Origin of the sequence: Pasteurella canis, assembly GCF_900454865.1 — a bacterium.
Lineage (GTDB): Bacteria > Pseudomonadota > Gammaproteobacteria > Enterobacterales > Pasteurellaceae > Pasteurella > Pasteurella canis.
The window spans coordinates 800,262-816,453 of sequence record NZ_UGTV01000015.1 but is presented as its reverse complement, the minus strand read 5'-3'; the positions used below and the strand labels follow the sequence as shown (position 1 = coordinate 816,453).

At 37.3% G+C, this 16,192-nt stretch carries 18 protein-coding genes and 1 CRISPR repeat array; all 18 genes read left to right on the top strand.

Annotated elements, in window-relative coordinates; genetic code table 11:
* Nucleotides 1-18 precede the first annotated feature (18 nt).
* The 18 genes from DYE19_RS04345 (at nucleotide 19) to DYE19_RS04265 (ending at nucleotide 16,107) form a co-directional block, all read left to right on the top strand.
* The gene (locus DYE19_RS04345; protein ID WP_115322746.1) at nucleotides 19-537 is read left to right on the top strand and encodes a phage antirepressor N-terminal domain-containing protein; all 519 of its coding nucleotides are present in this window, start codon (nucleotides 19-21) and stop codon (nucleotides 535-537) included.
* 163 nt (nucleotides 538-700) lie between these two features.
* Nucleotides 701-826 (top strand): hypothetical protein, encoded by a 126-nt coding sequence (locus DYE19_RS11450; protein ID WP_255313089.1) that lies wholly within the window; start codon nucleotides 701-703, stop codon nucleotides 824-826.
* Between the two features lie 111 nt (nucleotides 827-937).
* Entirely contained in the window at nucleotides 938-1,456 is a 519-nt protein-coding gene (locus tag DYE19_RS04340) for a hypothetical protein (protein ID WP_115322745.1), read from the top strand.
* A gap of 1 nt (nucleotide 1,457) precedes the next feature.
* Nucleotides 1,458-1,952, top strand: coding sequence for a type VI secretion system-associated protein TagO (locus tag DYE19_RS04335; protein ID WP_115322744.1), 495 nt, complete (start codon nucleotides 1,458-1,460; stop codon nucleotides 1,950-1,952).
* 52 nt (nucleotides 1,953-2,004) lie between these two features.
* Nucleotides 2,005-2,273: direct repeats of the CRISPR family, unit length 28 nt; unit sequence GTTCAACATCGTATAGATGGCTTAGAAA.
* A gap of 232 nt (nucleotides 2,274-2,505) precedes the next feature.
* Nucleotides 2,506-2,712: a hypothetical protein gene (locus tag DYE19_RS04330; protein ID WP_115322743.1), complete on the top strand. Its 207-nt coding sequence runs from the start codon at nucleotides 2,506-2,508 to the stop codon at nucleotides 2,710-2,712.
* Nucleotides 2,690-3,178, top strand: a complete 489-nt coding sequence (locus DYE19_RS04325) for a DUF2335 domain-containing protein (protein ID WP_115322742.1) — start codon at nucleotides 2,690-2,692, stop codon at nucleotides 3,176-3,178. The genes DYE19_RS04330 and DYE19_RS04325 overlap by 23 nt, the downstream gene beginning before the upstream one ends.
* A 303-nt stretch (nucleotides 3,179-3,481) precedes the next feature.
* Entirely contained in the window at nucleotides 3,482-3,847 is a 366-nt protein-coding gene (locus DYE19_RS04320; RefSeq protein WP_438361429.1) for a phage antirepressor N-terminal domain-containing protein, read from the top strand.
* Between the two features lie 296 nt (nucleotides 3,848-4,143).
* Complete coding sequence (locus DYE19_RS04315; RefSeq protein ID WP_115322741.1) at nucleotides 4,144-4,974, top strand: phage antirepressor N-terminal domain-containing protein; 831 nt, start codon at nucleotides 4,144-4,146, stop codon at nucleotides 4,972-4,974.
* A 91-nt stretch (nucleotides 4,975-5,065) separates the two neighbouring features.
* Nucleotides 5,066-5,317 (top strand): hypothetical protein, encoded by a 252-nt coding sequence (locus tag DYE19_RS04310; protein ID WP_115322740.1) that lies wholly within the window; start codon nucleotides 5,066-5,068, stop codon nucleotides 5,315-5,317.
* A 57-nt stretch (nucleotides 5,318-5,374) separates the two neighbouring features.
* Nucleotides 5,375-8,662, top strand: a complete 3,288-nt coding sequence (locus tag DYE19_RS04305) for a tape measure protein (RefSeq protein WP_115322739.1) — start codon at nucleotides 5,375-5,377, stop codon at nucleotides 8,660-8,662.
* A complete protein-coding gene (locus tag DYE19_RS04300; protein WP_226690816.1) occupies nucleotides 8,659-9,087 on the top strand; it encodes a phage tail protein in 429 nt (142 codons plus the stop codon). Before DYE19_RS04305 ends, DYE19_RS04300 begins: the two co-directional genes overlap by 4 nt.
* Before the next feature lie 55 nt (nucleotides 9,088-9,142).
* Nucleotides 9,143-9,904 carry a collagen-like protein gene (locus DYE19_RS04295; protein ID WP_167409468.1) on the top strand — a complete coding sequence of 254 codons (762 nt, stop codon included), beginning with the start codon at nucleotides 9,143-9,145 and terminating at the stop codon, nucleotides 9,902-9,904.
* A gap of 7 nt (nucleotides 9,905-9,911) precedes the next feature.
* A complete protein-coding gene (locus tag DYE19_RS04290; protein ID WP_115322737.1) occupies nucleotides 9,912-10,496 on the top strand; it encodes a DUF4376 domain-containing protein in 585 nt (194 codons plus the stop codon).
* Nucleotides 10,483-10,749, top strand: coding sequence for a DNA helicase UvrD (locus tag DYE19_RS04285; protein WP_115322736.1), 267 nt, complete (start codon nucleotides 10,483-10,485; stop codon nucleotides 10,747-10,749). The genes DYE19_RS04290 and DYE19_RS04285 overlap by 14 nt, the downstream gene beginning before the upstream one ends.
* An 8-nt stretch (nucleotides 10,750-10,757) precedes the next feature.
* Entirely contained in the window at nucleotides 10,758-11,471 is a 714-nt protein-coding gene (locus DYE19_RS04280; protein WP_115322735.1) for a phage minor tail protein L, read from the top strand.
* 2 nt (nucleotides 11,472-11,473) lie between these two features.
* Nucleotides 11,474-12,208 (top strand): C40 family peptidase, encoded by a 735-nt coding sequence (locus tag DYE19_RS04275; RefSeq protein ID WP_115322734.1) that lies wholly within the window; start codon nucleotides 11,474-11,476, stop codon nucleotides 12,206-12,208.
* Nucleotides 12,151-12,762 carry a tail assembly protein gene (locus tag DYE19_RS04270; RefSeq protein ID WP_115322733.1) on the top strand — a complete coding sequence of 204 codons (612 nt, stop codon included), beginning with the start codon at nucleotides 12,151-12,153 and terminating at the stop codon, nucleotides 12,760-12,762. Before DYE19_RS04275 ends, DYE19_RS04270 begins: the two co-directional genes overlap by 58 nt.
* Before the next feature lie 3 nt (nucleotides 12,763-12,765).
* A complete protein-coding gene (locus DYE19_RS04265) occupies nucleotides 12,766-16,107 on the top strand; it encodes a TipJ family phage tail tip protein (RefSeq protein ID WP_115322732.1) in 3,342 nt (1,113 codons plus the stop codon).
* Nucleotides 16,108-16,192: the final 85 nt, after the last annotated feature.

Below are 16,192 nucleotides of genomic sequence, written 5' to 3'. Positions count from 1 at the left end.
TTTAACAGGAGCATCTTTATGCAAGCATTAAAAACAGATTTTTTAGGTCAAGAAATTACGTTAATTGATAACAACGGCGTGGCTTATGTGGCAATGCGTGAGATTGTGTTAGGGATTGGGTTAGAATGGGCTAGACAAGCTCAGAAACTCAATAAACAAAAGGAAAAATTCAGTTGTGTACATATGCCTACAACTGGAAAAGATGGCAAACAATACGAAATGTTGTGTATGCCAATCAAGAAATTAAATGGTTGGCTGTTCTCAATCAACCCAAATAAAGTGCGTTCAGATTTAAAAGAGCGATTGGAAAACTACCAAGAAGAATGTTTCCTTGCTTTATGGGATTATTGGACAACAGGTATTGCTCGTCGAGATGAAGTGAAGAATAAAACAGAGGCTTGGCGAGCTAAAATGGCAGATTACAAAATGCGATCTAGCCAAAAAGGAAAGGCGTTAAACGAATGCAAAAAAGAAAAGGCTGAACTTGAGCGAGAGTTTGCAGCGATTCAGCAAATGGATTTATTCCTAGAAATTTAAGGCATGGTCATAACAACCATGCCTTTTTGTTATTACCAATATTTGAAGCATACTCCAAAAAACAAACCCCAAACATTCGCAGTGTTCGGGGTTTTTTTATTATCCACTTAATCTGACTAAGAGGACATAAATCAAGATGAATTTTAATATAGAGGTGGCAAAAATGCTAGAAGTTATTTCAAAAGATGCAACAGCTCGCCGTTTTGCTTACGTTGTTGTGGTTTTAAGTTTTATTTTTGGTATGTCGTGGGTACTACCTGATTTGATTAATGCAATTCGCTGGTGGTAATTGTGAATAAAACAATGAAGTTTTTGGCGAGTCGATAATTTGAAGTTCATCACAGAAAAACATTCTCCAGTTTTGTATAATTTACATACTTTTACAAACTGGAGAATAATAATGAGAAAACTATTCTTTTCTTTTTTTATGATACCTGTATTAGCTTTAGCTAATCCTAATATTAAATTTGAAAACGATGATGTTAAGGGAGAATATACAGTAAGCATTGGAGATCCTGAGTCTACTAACTGGATTAAAGTTTTGCTTCTTACGCCTAAAACTAATGTGTTAGCATTCTCAAAAGAAAATCAGGAAAGAAAATATATAAATTGTTATGAGTCTTTCTCTATACTTTTAGATGAAAAACCTTTAATTCCCGAATCAATTAGACTAAGAAGTAATGGTAGCCGAGTGTATGCAGAAGATGTCTTATCGAAAGATGATGAAGACTTAAATAGAATTATGAATACACCCAAAAAATATGAAGAGTCTTTTTATGTGGATTTAACTAATAAGAATCTCAAGAATATTATTGATTCATCAGAAATTTCTTTAAAAGTCTGTGAAGAAACCGAAAATTTCTCTCCAGAAGAAATGACGGCATTGAAGCAAACAATACTAAAAAAGCTGGAGAAATAGTATGAAAAAATTAATATTAATATCATCTTTATTTCCTGTTATTTGTATAGCGGATATTAATCTTAGTCATGATATTTGGAATATTTCATTTGAAAGATCTGAAATGAATGATTCCATTTCGGTCTATATGACTACTAAATCTTTAGAAGCTTTTAATGTGTATGGTAGAAGTGTGAGAGCTAGTATGATGATTCGTTGTAAAGATAACAAAACAGAGATGTTTATTCATTATCCTGGAATTTATTTAGACAATGATTATGTAAGAGTTGAGTATCGCTTGGATAAAGATAAATCGATTAAAGCAACTTGGAATACTTCAACAGATTATGAAGCTACTTTTGTGAAAAAACCTCTTTCAGTGATTAAATCCATGTTTGATAAAGACAGAATGTTGGTGAAAGTATCACCTTATAGTAAATCACCAATCACCTTGCCATTTAATATTTCAGGTTTGAAGGAATCTATTGAACCTTTAAGGAAAGCATGTAATTGGTAAGTTTGTAAAGCCCCTTGACCCAGAGGGGCTTTTTATATTTAGAGATTCAAATGTTAAACATCGTATAGATGGCTTAGAAAAATAATAAAATTCTCCAAAAACACTTGAATAAGTTCAACATCGTATAGATGGCTTAGAAATCTACAGGAGAGGTAAATTGTTCTATTTATAGGTTCAACATCGTATAGATGGCTTAGAAAAGTAACTGGATCGGTTAAGAACATAACGTCTTCGTTCAACATCGTATAGATGGCTTAGAAACACTTTTATAAAAGTATGATTAAAGACATCAAGTTCAACATCGTATAGATGGCTTAGAAAAAATTGCGAAATTATTTGCATAGTTTATCAAAATTAAGTACCATGTCAGCACTATGTAAGTCATAGTTAAGTAGTAACACTTAAACAATTATTTCTAAGAGTTAATAGTACATATTAACAAAGATTAGTGACAGTAATCATTTTGTTCTTTGTAGCAATTTAACTAAAGATGTAGCTTGCCAATAGAACTTGTGCGAGCTTTTTTAGTCAAAAAATTGAGGAGGAGCGCACTATGAAAACATCACACAAACTAACATATGTTGCAAGTTTTATGATAGGCATGGGATCAATTTTGAATATTGGCTCTATTTTCACTCCTATAAATGTACGTCCTGCAAGCGATGATCAAATAAAACTAAAAGAGGACTGGAACGCTGTAGGTGGTTATTTGTATAAAGCAATGAGAAAGTCAGAAGATGCAGGAAAAACAACAGGATGAAGCTGACTTAGTTGCACTGGATAACAACAATGACATAGTTCAAAAAGTTGTTAAAACACCAGAGCTACTTGAACAAGTTTTAGATACTCCAGAAGCAAGTGGCGTGATATCATTACTTGTTCAGCAGCAGATTAGTCATTCAGGACCTCTTCCTATGGCTAAAGAAATGCAGAAATATAATGAACTCATCCCTAATGGGGCTGACAGAATTATGAGATTAGCTGAAAACGAGCAAAAAAATCGTTATTCTATCCCTAAATGGTCTTTATTTATTAGAGGGTTAGGTTTAGTTTTTGCTATGATAAGCGTTGCATTGGTTGTTTTCTTTTGCTTTTCCCTGATGGAAAAAGGGCAGTATGGGTTGTCAGTTACTGTTATGATTAGCGTCCTTGTTGCGTTAGCAGGTGTATTTGCAGTTGGAAAAATAGTAACACCTCACACGGACAAGAATACAAATGAAGAATAAATCTTAATCCCACTTTACACAGTGGGATTTTTGTTTTATATTTTAAAACAAGGTCTCAAAAGCCTTTCTCAAAACGGTATCCATAAGGATAGTAAACACCCCGTCAGTGTGATTTTTTTATGCTTTAAATTTGCTTCTTTTTCTCATCAACAAATTTAGGCATAGACAATAATTTAGTATCAATGATCGAGAGTGCGACGAATACAATACCTTCGGGGAATAAGTCCGCTAGATTTTGAGCTAGTTTTGAGCTCTCGATCACCCTAATTCGATTAGGGTACTTCTCTCAAAAGGAAACTCAAAATGACAGCTCAAATTCAAACTATCAACTTCCACAATCAACCACTTTCCACTTTTGAACACAACAGTATTTGCTATGTTGCAATGAAACCAATCTGCGAGAATATTGGCTTAAATTGGGATGGGCAACGTCAACGTATTCAACGTGATGAGGTGTTAAGTCAAGGTACGGTTATCATAACCGCACCTACGAATAGTGGTGATCAACAAATGCTTTGTCTTCCAATTGATTACTTAAATGGATGGTTGTTCGGTATTGATGTAAAACGTGTTAAACCCGAAATCCGAGATTTATTGATTACATACAAAAAAGAGTGTTACAAAGCCTTACAATTACATCTGAACAGTAAGAAACTTTATTTCTCATAATTGACAACATATCCATTTTACCTTACTATCACTCTCAAGGCGTCGAAACCTTATAAGCAAGTAGCGGTAATCCGCACCCGATAGCATAGCGGTTTTTTTATGCGTAAAATTTGTGATCTGTTTCTTTCTCTCAAGAATTTTGATTACGCATACCCAAAATTCATCTATGCCGAGAGGGCGAGGAATACAATACCTGAAAAGGAAATAACTCCGACCGACTACTTGCGGTTTTCGAACCTCTTGGCACCCTAATTCTAGGGTTATCTAAACTTCGAAAAAACAAGTAGGAGACAATTATGTCTAATCAAATCTCAACTCAAACCATCTCTTTTTATGGCTCTCAATTAATTACTTTAAAAGTCGATGATGTAATCTATACAGCGGTTAAACCAATCGTTGAAGCATTAGGCTTATCTTGGGGAACTCAAAAGAGAAAACTCATTGAACAAAAAGAAAAATTCAGTTGGGTTCATATGAACTCAACTGGATCTGATGGCAAGACTTATGAAATGCTCTGTATGCCACTTAAAAAACTCAATGGCTGGTTATTTAGCATTAATCCTGAAAAAGTGCGGTCAGATTTAAAAGAAAAAGTAATCCAATACCAAGAAGAATGTTTCGAGGCACTTTATAACTATTGGTATCACGGCAAAGCAGAAAGAAAAACAACCACAGACGAAAGAACAGGACTAAGACAAGCTGTTAGCCAGTTGGTCAGTAAAAAAGGTTTAATCTATTCAGATGCTTATTCACTCATTCATCAACGCTTTAATGTGCAACATATTGATGAACTGACACCAGAACAGATTCCTATGGCGGTTGAGTATATTCACAAGATCGTTTTAGAGGGCGAGCTCATAACAGACACATCGCCAAAAGTGAAAGAAGATGAAATTGTCGTGCCTTACAATGTGTTTTATTCTTTATATAAACACGGACAACGTGGGCGACAATTAGGATATGAAGTGAGTATTTTATTGGATTCCTTGTTGAAATTATTAGGCGCAGAATACGGAAGACCTAAGCTCACAGGCTTAGCCTATGATTGCCAAGCACAATGTATCCATTGGTTAGATTTAGCAGAGAAGATTATTGATAAGAGAAATTTAACTGGAGTAAGAGCATAAAACTCACTGAAAAAACGACCGCACTTTTTATAGTGCGGTTGAAAAAATAGACTATTTTTGTTATGTTTGAAGGTAAATAAGGAGGTGAAATATGTTGAATTCAGTATTAAATAGTTTAATGAAAATTATCAATACGTCAGCATGGGGAATTGTTTTTTTCATTTCCTTGATTTCTATTGGCATGATTGTGTACTCTTTATTTACAGATCAACTTCTCATTTTATTTATAGGCGGTAGCTTTATTTTTCTTTGGGCGATAGTGGCACTAGGTATCTGTCTATTTGCGCCTAAAGGAAAACGTAAAGAGATTTTTCATAAAGTATTTTTTAAAAATGAATACTAAATAAGTTAATTTTGAATTAAAGCTCACTTCGGTGAGCTTTTTTTATGGAGAAAATTTATGTCTGGAACATTAAGTTATTTACATATCCATTTAGCACTAGAACAAGCTAAATTCCAAAGCAATCTAGAAAAAGCCCAGAGAAAAGCAAAACAATTCTCAGAACGGACAACACAATATTTAAATAATATTGAACAAGCTGCTAAGAATTTGAATCGCAATTCAAATATTGCTATTTCTGCGGGGATCGGAAGATATTTAGGAAGTGGAGCACAAGCGTTTATTCGTCAAGCGGATGTTTATACTAATATTGGCAATAAACTACGCTTGGTTGAAGAACAGGGAATTAATAGTTCTAGAGCATTGCAATCTGTATTTGATATTTCATTAAAGACGGCACAAAGTGTGGATGCAACTTCTAGTGTTTACCAACGATTTGCTCAAAATGCTCAACAATTAGGGATTTCACAAAGTCAGGTCGCAAGTTTAACAGAAACAGTATCAAAAGCAGTAGCTATTTCTGGGGCAAGTTCGGCAGCAGCCCAAGCAGCATTAATGCAATTTGGTCAATCTTTAGCATCAGGTGTTTTTCGTGGTCAAGAATTTAATTCAGTAATGGAGCAAACGCCAGGTTTAGCACAAGCTATTGCTAGAGGGTTAGGTGTGACGACAGGCGAACTTCGTCAAATGGCGAATGACGGTAAATTAACGGGTGATATTTTAGTTAAGGCTTTAGAAAAGGCTAAATCAAGTGTAGACACTCAGTTTAGTACACGAATTTTAACGGTATCAAGTGCATTAGAAAATTTAAATACCTCAGCAACAAAGTGGATTGGTGAAGCTAATAATACTATTGGTGTAACATCAGGGCTTGCAAAAAGCATTGATTTTTTAGCTAAGAATTTTGATTTTTTGGCTACATCAGCAGTAACAACGGCATCTACTTTTGCCTTAATTAAGTTTGGTCCAAAAGCAAAAGAGGCTTTTGATAAAGCACAAGCAGTAAGTGAACTCGCACAAAAGACTATTTGGCTAACAAAAGCAGAACAGGCTCAAATTGCAACGGAACTAAAAGCCACACAAACTTATATTGCAAGTTTACAAGCTAAGATTAATCTTGCAAGAACAGAAGAATTGAGAATAGCGTTAAGTGCCGAAATGCAAGCTCAAACTCTACGAGAAACGGCTTTAATTGAGGCACAAGCAACCGCTACAACAAAATTAGCTGCGGCAAGACGTTCTGCTAGTGTTTTGGGTAAAGCTCTTGCTTTTCTTGGGGGACCTTGGGGCGCGTTAGCTTTAGCTGCTTCAATAGCGGGTTCAGCGATGTATGAGTGGTATCAGAAAGCGGAACAAGCTAAAAAAGAAGCATTAGAATTTGCTAATAATCTTGATTTAACGACCGAAGCTTTAAAGAAAATGGATAGTGCTACCCTTCAAGCAACAGCGGCAAAAGTAGCACAAGGTATTGATGAACAAAAAAATGAAGTTTTAAAGTTAACAAAAGAGTACGAAAATTTAAATTTAGAATTAGAAAAAGCGAAAGAACAACACGGAAAGGTTGTCCAGACTGGCTATCAGGGTTATCAGAAAATCATTGATAATACAGCTCGCATTGTTGAATTAGAAAGAAAGTCCGTTATTAAGAAACAAGAATTAAGAGAACAACAGTTAAAGCTTAATTCAGCAAACCAAACCGCGACAGACATTCAAACAGAATTAAATAATAAACAAGAGTTATATACTCAACAACTTACACCATTAATAGATTCAACTGTAATAGCGATTGAGAAAATTAAGGAGTTTGGTGAAAAATCGAAAGACACTGTCAGTCAGATAGCAAAATTAACAGGTACAGTGACTGGACTTGTCATTGAGTTTCAAAAACTTAATGGAATTAACATAGGTTTAGATACTACGCCTAAATTAAGTGAAGGTGCTAAAAAATTAATTGAGCAATCAAAGCGTCGTTCTGAAATAACAGGAGAGAAAGACCCATATAAAAAATCTAAATTACAGGCTCAGGATTATGTGCTTAACCTTGGTGATCATTATAGCGATGAGGATAAAAAAGCAATTCTAGCGCAGAAAGAGAAAGAGTTTTTAGCTCAAAATTTAGCCCAAAGTCAATCAAAGGGCGAAAGAACTCGCCAAAACTGGCTAAATTTCTATGATGAATTGCGACAAAAAAGTAGTTCAACTTTGGGTGAAATAGTGCTTGAACAAGCAAGGATGTTTCAACGTTTAGAGGAATATAACAAGAAAGGGATTGTTTCACATCAAGAATATGAAACAGCTAAACTTGCGATTACTCAACGTTTTGCTAAGCAACGTCTTGAACTTGCTTCACAGTATGCGCCAGAAGTCGGTTTAAAAGCTAAACTTGAGGAAGACATCGCTGTCATTCGTGAACTTCAACAAGCAAACGAGTTAACACTCCAACAAGCGCAACGTGCGGTAAATGCGGTGACTTTGAATTACGCTCAGGGAATGGCACAGAACGCAGTAGATCCACTAGCTAAGTTAAGGGGGCAGTTTGACCCGAATCAAGATTTAGCGAATAAACAAGCGGAAGAAATTGCGTTGATTAATGCGTTCTATGCGAATAAAGAGGGTCTTGAGGAAGAGCATCAAGCACGGATTCAAGAAATTAAAGACCGTTATAAAAATGATCAGTTTCAGAAAGAAATGAGTACATATGCTGCTGGTTTAAATGATCTAGGGGGAGCTTTTGGCAATCTTGCTTCAATGGTAGAGCAATCAGCAGGTAAACAATCATCTGCATATAAAGCAATGTTCGCAGTAAGTAAAGCATTTGCGATTGCTGAGGCAACTGTGAAATTATCACAAGCTATCGCTCAGGCAATGGCTGCTCCTGATTCCCTTACGCCAGCACAAAAATTTGCCAACATGGCTGCTGTTGCAGCAGCGGGTGTGAATGTTATCTCGCAAATTTCGAGTGTAGGATTTTCCAGCGGTGGCTATACGGGCGACGGAGGCAAGTATCAACCTGCTGGGATTGTTCACAGAGGGGAATATGTTATCACAAAAGAAGCGACAGCACGTCTTGGTTTGGATTATCTCAATTACTTAAACTATGGAAAACGTGGCTTTTCTAGTGGTGGTGGCGTATCTGTTCCACGCCTGCCGACTTCTTCATTTCAATCAAGCACGCCAAATATTTCTGTGAAAGTCATCAACAATGGTGAACCAGCACAAGCTAATGTTTCAACTAAACAAAAAGGCGGACAGCTTGAGTTGACAATCGAACTCGTACGCAATATAGCAAAACAAGAAGCAAGTGAAATGATTCAAACTAACTTTAGACCAGGAGGGGCTTTTTCATGATTCAAGAATTTAAGTGGTGTGTGCGTCCAGAATTAAGTATGGACAATGCACCTAAAATTTATGAACGGGATTTTGGCGATGGTTATACACAGCGACAAGTGGCTGGAATAAATAATCTGTTACGTACATTTTCGGTTGTTGTCAAAGTAAGGCGAAGTGAAGCGATAGAAGTTGATAAGTTTTTGGCTCAGCATAAAGGTGTTGAGCCTTTTTATTTTATCGACCCGATATCTAAAGAGAAAAAGAAAGTCGTCTGTACACAATGGCCAGCTAAAGTTGGTATTACTTATACAGAATTCACTTGTGCATTTAAAGAAGTGGCAGACACAAAAGTCTCTCAATCATCGTCGGGAGAATGTGCCATCGGTGATGTACCAGATTTAGTCGCTATCTTGGATAAAAAATTGGAGCAATTTAATGGCTAATTTAAATAAAAGACTAATTGATTTTGCGCAAGCAGTGAGTGAAAAGCTGCTTAATGTGCTGAATAAAATCAAAGAGCTTGAACAAACCATACAAACTGTTAGAGGGATAAAAGGAGATAAAGGTGATCCAGGTCCTCAAGGACCAATAGGAGAACGAGGACCGGCAGGGCGTGATGGTATTACGGGTCCCTCTGGTTCAGATGGTCGTAATGGATATACATTTACACCGAGTTTATCTAGTGCAGGAATATTAAGCTGGACTAATGATGGTAATTTACCCAATCCAAGCTCAATAAATATAAAAGGACCTAAAGGTGATATTGGACCTCGAGGGTCCACTGGGCCTCAAGGGAAGCAAGGACCAATAGGACCTCGTGGTCCCGCAGGTTATGAAGGAGAGATATCTAACTCATACAACGGTAATAGAAGAAATGTTCCAGTTAGTGAGTATGCTGTTGGTGAGTTGTACAATTATGTATACGAATCTTTACAAGCACAACCTGAGCGAGTTTGGGCGGGCAACGTGAACTCTGGGGATATTACATTAAGTAAGAATGTATTAGGCAAGACTGTTATCGTTCTCATGCAGCATGGTCAAAGTCACACTCTAACAGATAATAATTTAGTTGAGGTTGTGAGTTTTAATGCGTTTAACATCGAAAACAAAACAGATGGGAGTATATCGTTCCTTTCTGTCATATGGTATCACGCGTGGACTGATGTTAGGCAACTTAAATTCGAACTTAATACCTCTGGTACAAGTATGCGCATATCAGAAACAGGTGGCAGATACCTGAAATCTATATATATTATTTGAGGGTCTTATGAAAATCTATTTTTTAAAAAGTGATTTAAATCAATATCAAATCTTTCCTAAACCAAAAAATATAGATGACTTTATTGAGCTTGATCTTGAAATTGAGAATGAATCAATACTCAATACACATTGCATAGTTGAGTGTAATGGTGAGTTTAAATTAGTGAGTAAGCCAGAATCAACATTGCAAAAATGGGATGGTGAAAAGTGGATTATTGATGAAGCTAAACTCGCAGAGCAGCAAAATGAGGTTTGGGAAAAAATTAAAGAAAAACGCTATAAAAATGGTTTAGGTGGTGTCTATATTGAGCGTGTAGGTAAATGGTTCCAGACTGGCGAAGAAGAAAAAACGAAGTATCTCGGTTTAGATAAGGTTATCGATAAAATTAACGAGATAGATTGGAAATGTGCAGATAATACATTTGTAAAAATGAACCGCACTTTACTTGATGAAATTTTCTTACAAATGGTTGTTACTGAAAATGCCGATCATGTTAATGCAGAAAAACATCGTATTGAAATGATGAAATCAACAAATCCGCTTGATTACAATTTCTCTACAGGATGGAGCGCAAACTATGAACAAGTTTAAACACTGGTTATATCATGTTTTAGTTGCCATCGATCAGCTTTTTAATGCCATTATGCTTGGTAGTGCAGATGAAACATTAAGTAGTCGAGCTTATCGAGGTGCAATACTTACTAAGAATCCTAAAATAAAATGGAAGATTATTTATACAGTAATCGAAAAACTGTTCTTTTGGGAAAAGGAGCATTGTAAAACCGCCTATGAGTCAGAAGTTAAACGCCGCCAATATCCAGCGGCGTTTTCTAATTTGGAATGAGGTCAATCATGCCACAACTAATGAGTGCAGAGATGAAGCTTGAGCTTTCAAAGCTAGAGCAAAACGCAATGATAGAACTGTATGAAGTAGATTTGCGCAGTCTAAAAGATAAAAACGGCATGAATGGTGAATTGTATCGATTCTATGCGGGAACGAATGAAATGTTCAATCCGATTGTGTGGCAGGGTAATATTTATCAACCCTTCGGTGCAAACGCGACGGGCTTTTCAATGTCTGGTCAAGGTCCATCAAATCGCCCACAATTGACACTGGCGAATTTTAACGGATTCGTCAATGGTATTGTGAATCGCTTTGATCAGTGCTTAGGCGGTATCGTTCGGCGTTGGCAAGTCTATGTACAATATCTTGACGCAGTGAATTTTAAAGATGGCAATGATAAAGCAGATTCAACGCAAGGTGTTTTAACATTCTATGTAATTGAGCAACTTTCTACGTTAAAACGCGACATCGCAGTATTCACGTTGGCACTGCCGACAGAAACGGACAATGCGTTGATTTCTTCTCGAACAATCGGAATTCACTGTGGCTGGCTGTATCGCTCTGCAGAGTGCGGTTATACAGGTCCACCAGTGGCTGACGAAAAAGATAATCCCACTCGCGATCCGAAAAAAGATAAGTGTAGTTGCTTAATAACTGGGTGCGCATTGAGAAAAAATACGCGAAATTATGGTGGATTTGTTTCCGTAAATAAATTGAGGTAGCAATGTTAAAACAACAAATAATCGACTATGCAAAACAATGTGAGCCGTACGAAATGTGCGGCTTTGTTGTTTTTGATGGTCAAGAAAAAATCTTTATCGCTTGTGAAAACATTGCTGAAGATAAAGAGAATCACTTTGAAATTTCAGCAGATGATTTCTTAAAAGCGAGCGAGTACGACGGAATCGTAGCACTTGTTCATTCACACCCAAAGGGTGAGCCGCTTTTATCAACAATGGATCGTCAAACACAGATGTTCTCAAATCTTGATTTCTGGCTTGTTTGTCATGACGAGATTCACGAATTCCCTGTCATTCCGCATCTTCTGGGACGTGATTTTATTCATGGTGAAATCGATTGTTACACACTTTTTCGTGATTTCTATCGACTTGCTGGAGTTGATTTCCCGAATTTTGAACGTGACGATTTTTGGTGGGAAGACGGTCAGAATCTGTATCTAGATAACATGGAAAGGCACGGTTTTGAGCGTGTGAGAGATGAAAGTTTAGTGCAAATTGGCGATGTGATTCTAATGCAAGTTGGGGCAGATGTGCCGAATCACGCGGCGATCTATATCGGGAATCAGCAAGTATTACATCATAGCCCTAAACGTTTATCTAAGCGCGATCTATATGATGGATACTGGCTTAAACATACACATTCAATCTGGAGATTCAAACAATGGTCAACGTTAAATTTTACGGCAGTCTTAGACAGTTTGGAACTGCATTCAAACTAGATATCGAGAACGCATCAGAAGCTATAAAAGCACTCACAACACAAATTCCGAAGCTAAGAGAATTTATTCAAAAAGGCTATTTCACGCTAAGAATCGGCAAAGAATATATCGACAATCGATTTTTGGAAAAGGGCTTGTATTACAAACTAAAAGAAGGAATGACGATTCATTTAACGCCAGTTCTAAAAGGTTCAAAGCGTGGCGGTGTATTTAATGTGATTCTTGGAGCTGCTTTAATGGCCGCATCGATATTTGTGCCAGGTGCAGGCTTATTTGGAGGGCTCGTGGTATTCGGTATGGGGGCTGCGCTTACTCTTGGTGGTGTTGCTCAAATGTTGACTAAACCACCAGAAATGCAAGGTATAGGGAATGATACAGAAAAAAAACGATCTACTTCATTTTCTAATCTTTCGAATATGGTCGCACAAGGGAGAATAGTACCACTTGCTTATGGACGTATGCTCTGTGGGTCAATGGTAATTTCTCAGGGGGTAGAAACTATCGATGTAGATATTGTAAGTAAAAATAAAGACGTAGGATTTTTGAAGGGGTAAGTTATGGGTGGAAAAAAAGGTGGTGGTGGACATACGCCTTATGAAGCTCCAGAAAGTGGGCGTTCTAAACAGTTTGTCAAGATTGTAGAAATTATATCTGAGGGTGAGATTCAAGGCTTAGTGGATGGTGTTAAATCCGTATACTTGGATAAAACGCCAATTCAAGCAAGTGATGATAGCTACAATTTTAAAAACGTGGATGCGCAAGGGCGAATTGGAACACAAGACCAAGCAATAATGGAAGGTTTCAATACATCTGAAAAAGAAGTGTCAGTCGGTGCTCAGGTAAGAAAATTAACGCCACTTACTCGTACTGTGACGGATAACAAAGTGAGTCGTTTACGTTTTACTGTTGGTGTTCAATCGCTTTTTAGTCAAAATGATAAAGGCGATACCTACGGTTCTAAAGTAGACTTAATGATTACGATTGGAGAAACGAGCTACCCAGTTTCAATCAATGGTAAGTATAGTTCTCAATATCTTAAACAATTCGAATTTGATGATTTACCCGTTGTTCCATTTAAAATCAAAGTTGAGCGTGTAACAGCAGATAGTACATCGCAGCGGTTACAAAACAACACTATTTGGGCAAGTTATACAGAAATTATTGAGACTGAATTTGCTTACCCGAATACGGCTATTGTTGGTGTACGCTTTGATTCTGAATATTTTAGTTCAATCCCAAACCGCACTTATGAGATTTACGGAATTAAAATCAAAGTGCCGAGTAACTATGACCCTGTGAATCGTACTTATACAGGGCTTTGGGATGGTACATTTAAAATTGCTTGGTCAAATAATCCAGCGTGGGTGCTGTACGACTTAATGACGAATAAGCGCTATGGCTTAGGATGGCGATTGGGTTCATTCAATGTTGATAAATGGACGCTTTACCAAGTTGCACAATATTGCGATCAGCTTGTGCCGGACGGATTCGGTGGCAAAGAACCTCGATTCACTTGTAATGCTTGGCTGACTGATCAGCGTAAAGCATATGATGTGATCAGTGATATTTGCTCAATTTTTAGAGCAATGCCGGTATGGGACGGACAAGAATTCACTGTCGTGATGGATAGACCAGCAGATCCGGTGTGGACTTATACAAATGCGAATGTTGTTGATGGTGAGTTTACTTATCAATATTCAGCACAAAAAGCGCGACACAACGAGATTCACGTTGAATATGTTGATGCAAGTGATAGTTACGAAAGAAAGATCGAAATCATATCTGATGATGATTTAATTCGTCGTCATGGTTTAAACATTAAAAAAGTGACGGCGTTTGGCTGCACATCACGTGGTCAAGCATTTCGCACAGGAAAATGGATTCTTGAAACAGAGAGGTTAGAAACAAAAACAGTCACATTTACTGTCGGTGTAGAAGGCTTAATGCACATTCCCGGTGACATTATTCGTGTAGCAGATTGCCATTATGCAGATACAAATATTGGTGGTCGTGTACTAGCTGTCAATGGTAGAAAGGTGACGCTTGATAGAGAAATTACGCCATGGGGGAATAGTTATTTAACATACATTAATCAGGAGGCTAAACATACTGATATTCGCATTGTGAATGTGAATGGTAATGAAGTGACGTTAGAGTTAGAGCCTGTTGGTTTAGCAGAATTCGGTGTTTGGTCTTTAACAACACAAGAAATCAATGTGCAATTATTCAAAGCATTGACAATAAGCGAAGACAAGCAGGGTCAATATACGATTGTTGCGCTTCAACACGAACCACAAAAAGAAGCAATCGTTGATAATGGTGCAGTCTTTGAGCCTCGTGAAACAACACTTTCTACAGCTGGGCTTGATAAAGTGCAACATGTTGAAGTGCAGGCAGACGGTGATGGTGTATCGTTGAGTTTTGACTACGTAGTCAAACACAGCGCAATGGTTAAATATCAGATTAAGTTGTATAAAGGCGGTACTTTCTACAAAATCTATGATGATTTAACATCACCAAACTACAAACTGATCGGCTTACCAGATGGAGAATATGTTGCAGAAATTCGTGCCAAGAACGAACAAGGACAGCTATCAGAGGCGGTTACTAAGTCGTTTAATATCAGCTTTTCTGTGACTGAATTAACAACGGCTTCTAAAGTGTTTGCAATTCTGCTGCAGTGGAAAAATCCAGTTTTTGCCAATCCAAATTCCGCGATTGAAATCTGGACGAATACAGAGGATCGCTTTGAGACAGCAAGAAAACTCGTCACACTAGCTTATCCGACAAACAGTTATTCGTTTGACGGACTTGGGGTAAACGAGACGTACTATTTCTGGGCACGCATGCTTGATACTGCAAACGGAAATGCGGGAGAGTTCACAGAATCTGTCGTTGGCACCTCTGAAAGCTCAGGTTCAAAACTTGTTGAGTATCTGCAAGGTCAAATCTCAAGTAATGCTTTTTCACAGGAACTTGCTGAACAGATAACGAAGATTGAGAAGACTGGGAAAAGCAATGCAGCAAGAATGAATTCAATGCACATTCTCAAAGTTGAAGATCATGCTAGCGGTAAGAAAGCGATCGCAGGTATTGCAATTGGTGCAGATGCTGAGAGTAGTGATTCTCAAGTGATTATTTCTGCAAATAAATTTATTATTGCCGATCCAAACAGTAGCACTCTGAAAACACCGTTTTCTATCTTAACAGAAGATGGCAGCGCTAAAGTAGTTTTAGATGGTGATTTAATTGCCAACGGGACTATTAGCGGAGATAAGATTCAAGCAAATAGTACTATTTCTGCTCCAAATATTAATGGTGGTAATGTAAAAGCTAGCACATTTGAAGGCGGCTTGATTAAAGGGGCTAGGATTGAGGGGGTAACTGGTACTTTTACTGGCGATCTAGAAGTAAACCAGATTGTTGGTGGTAACATCTTAGAAGTTTTTACTTGTCGCTCAAAGAGAATTGGTACGAGTAGCACTGAATATTTTGGCTCAAATCCGAGTTATAGGATTCATTATTTACGCAAGAGAGTTAAAGTCATAGTTGAGAGTGCTAATGTTGATAGAGAGTTATTTATCATAGATGCATTATCTTCTGTGTCTGGACGATTGTATGAGTCGACAGAAAATCGCAGTGGTGGTGGAAAAGATAGTGATTACCTTGTCTCAATAACTACATATAAACCTGGATCACGGAGTATTCAAGCAAGAATAGTCGTTGGCGAGGGCGTAATCAATACTTATCAACAATCGATTTCGATTCCCAAAAATGTAGAGTGTTCAATTGAAATCACGTATGAAACATTATCTGATACATCGACAGATTCTGATTCATTTACATTTATCTCTGTTGTGAAATCTAATGCCTCAAAATCAATTAAACAAGTAATATAAAAGGGCGTTTAGCCCTTTTATTGTAAATTCCTCTTAATTAATAACCCTGTCACTTCTAATTCTTGCCACTCAAAAAGCGTTCCTA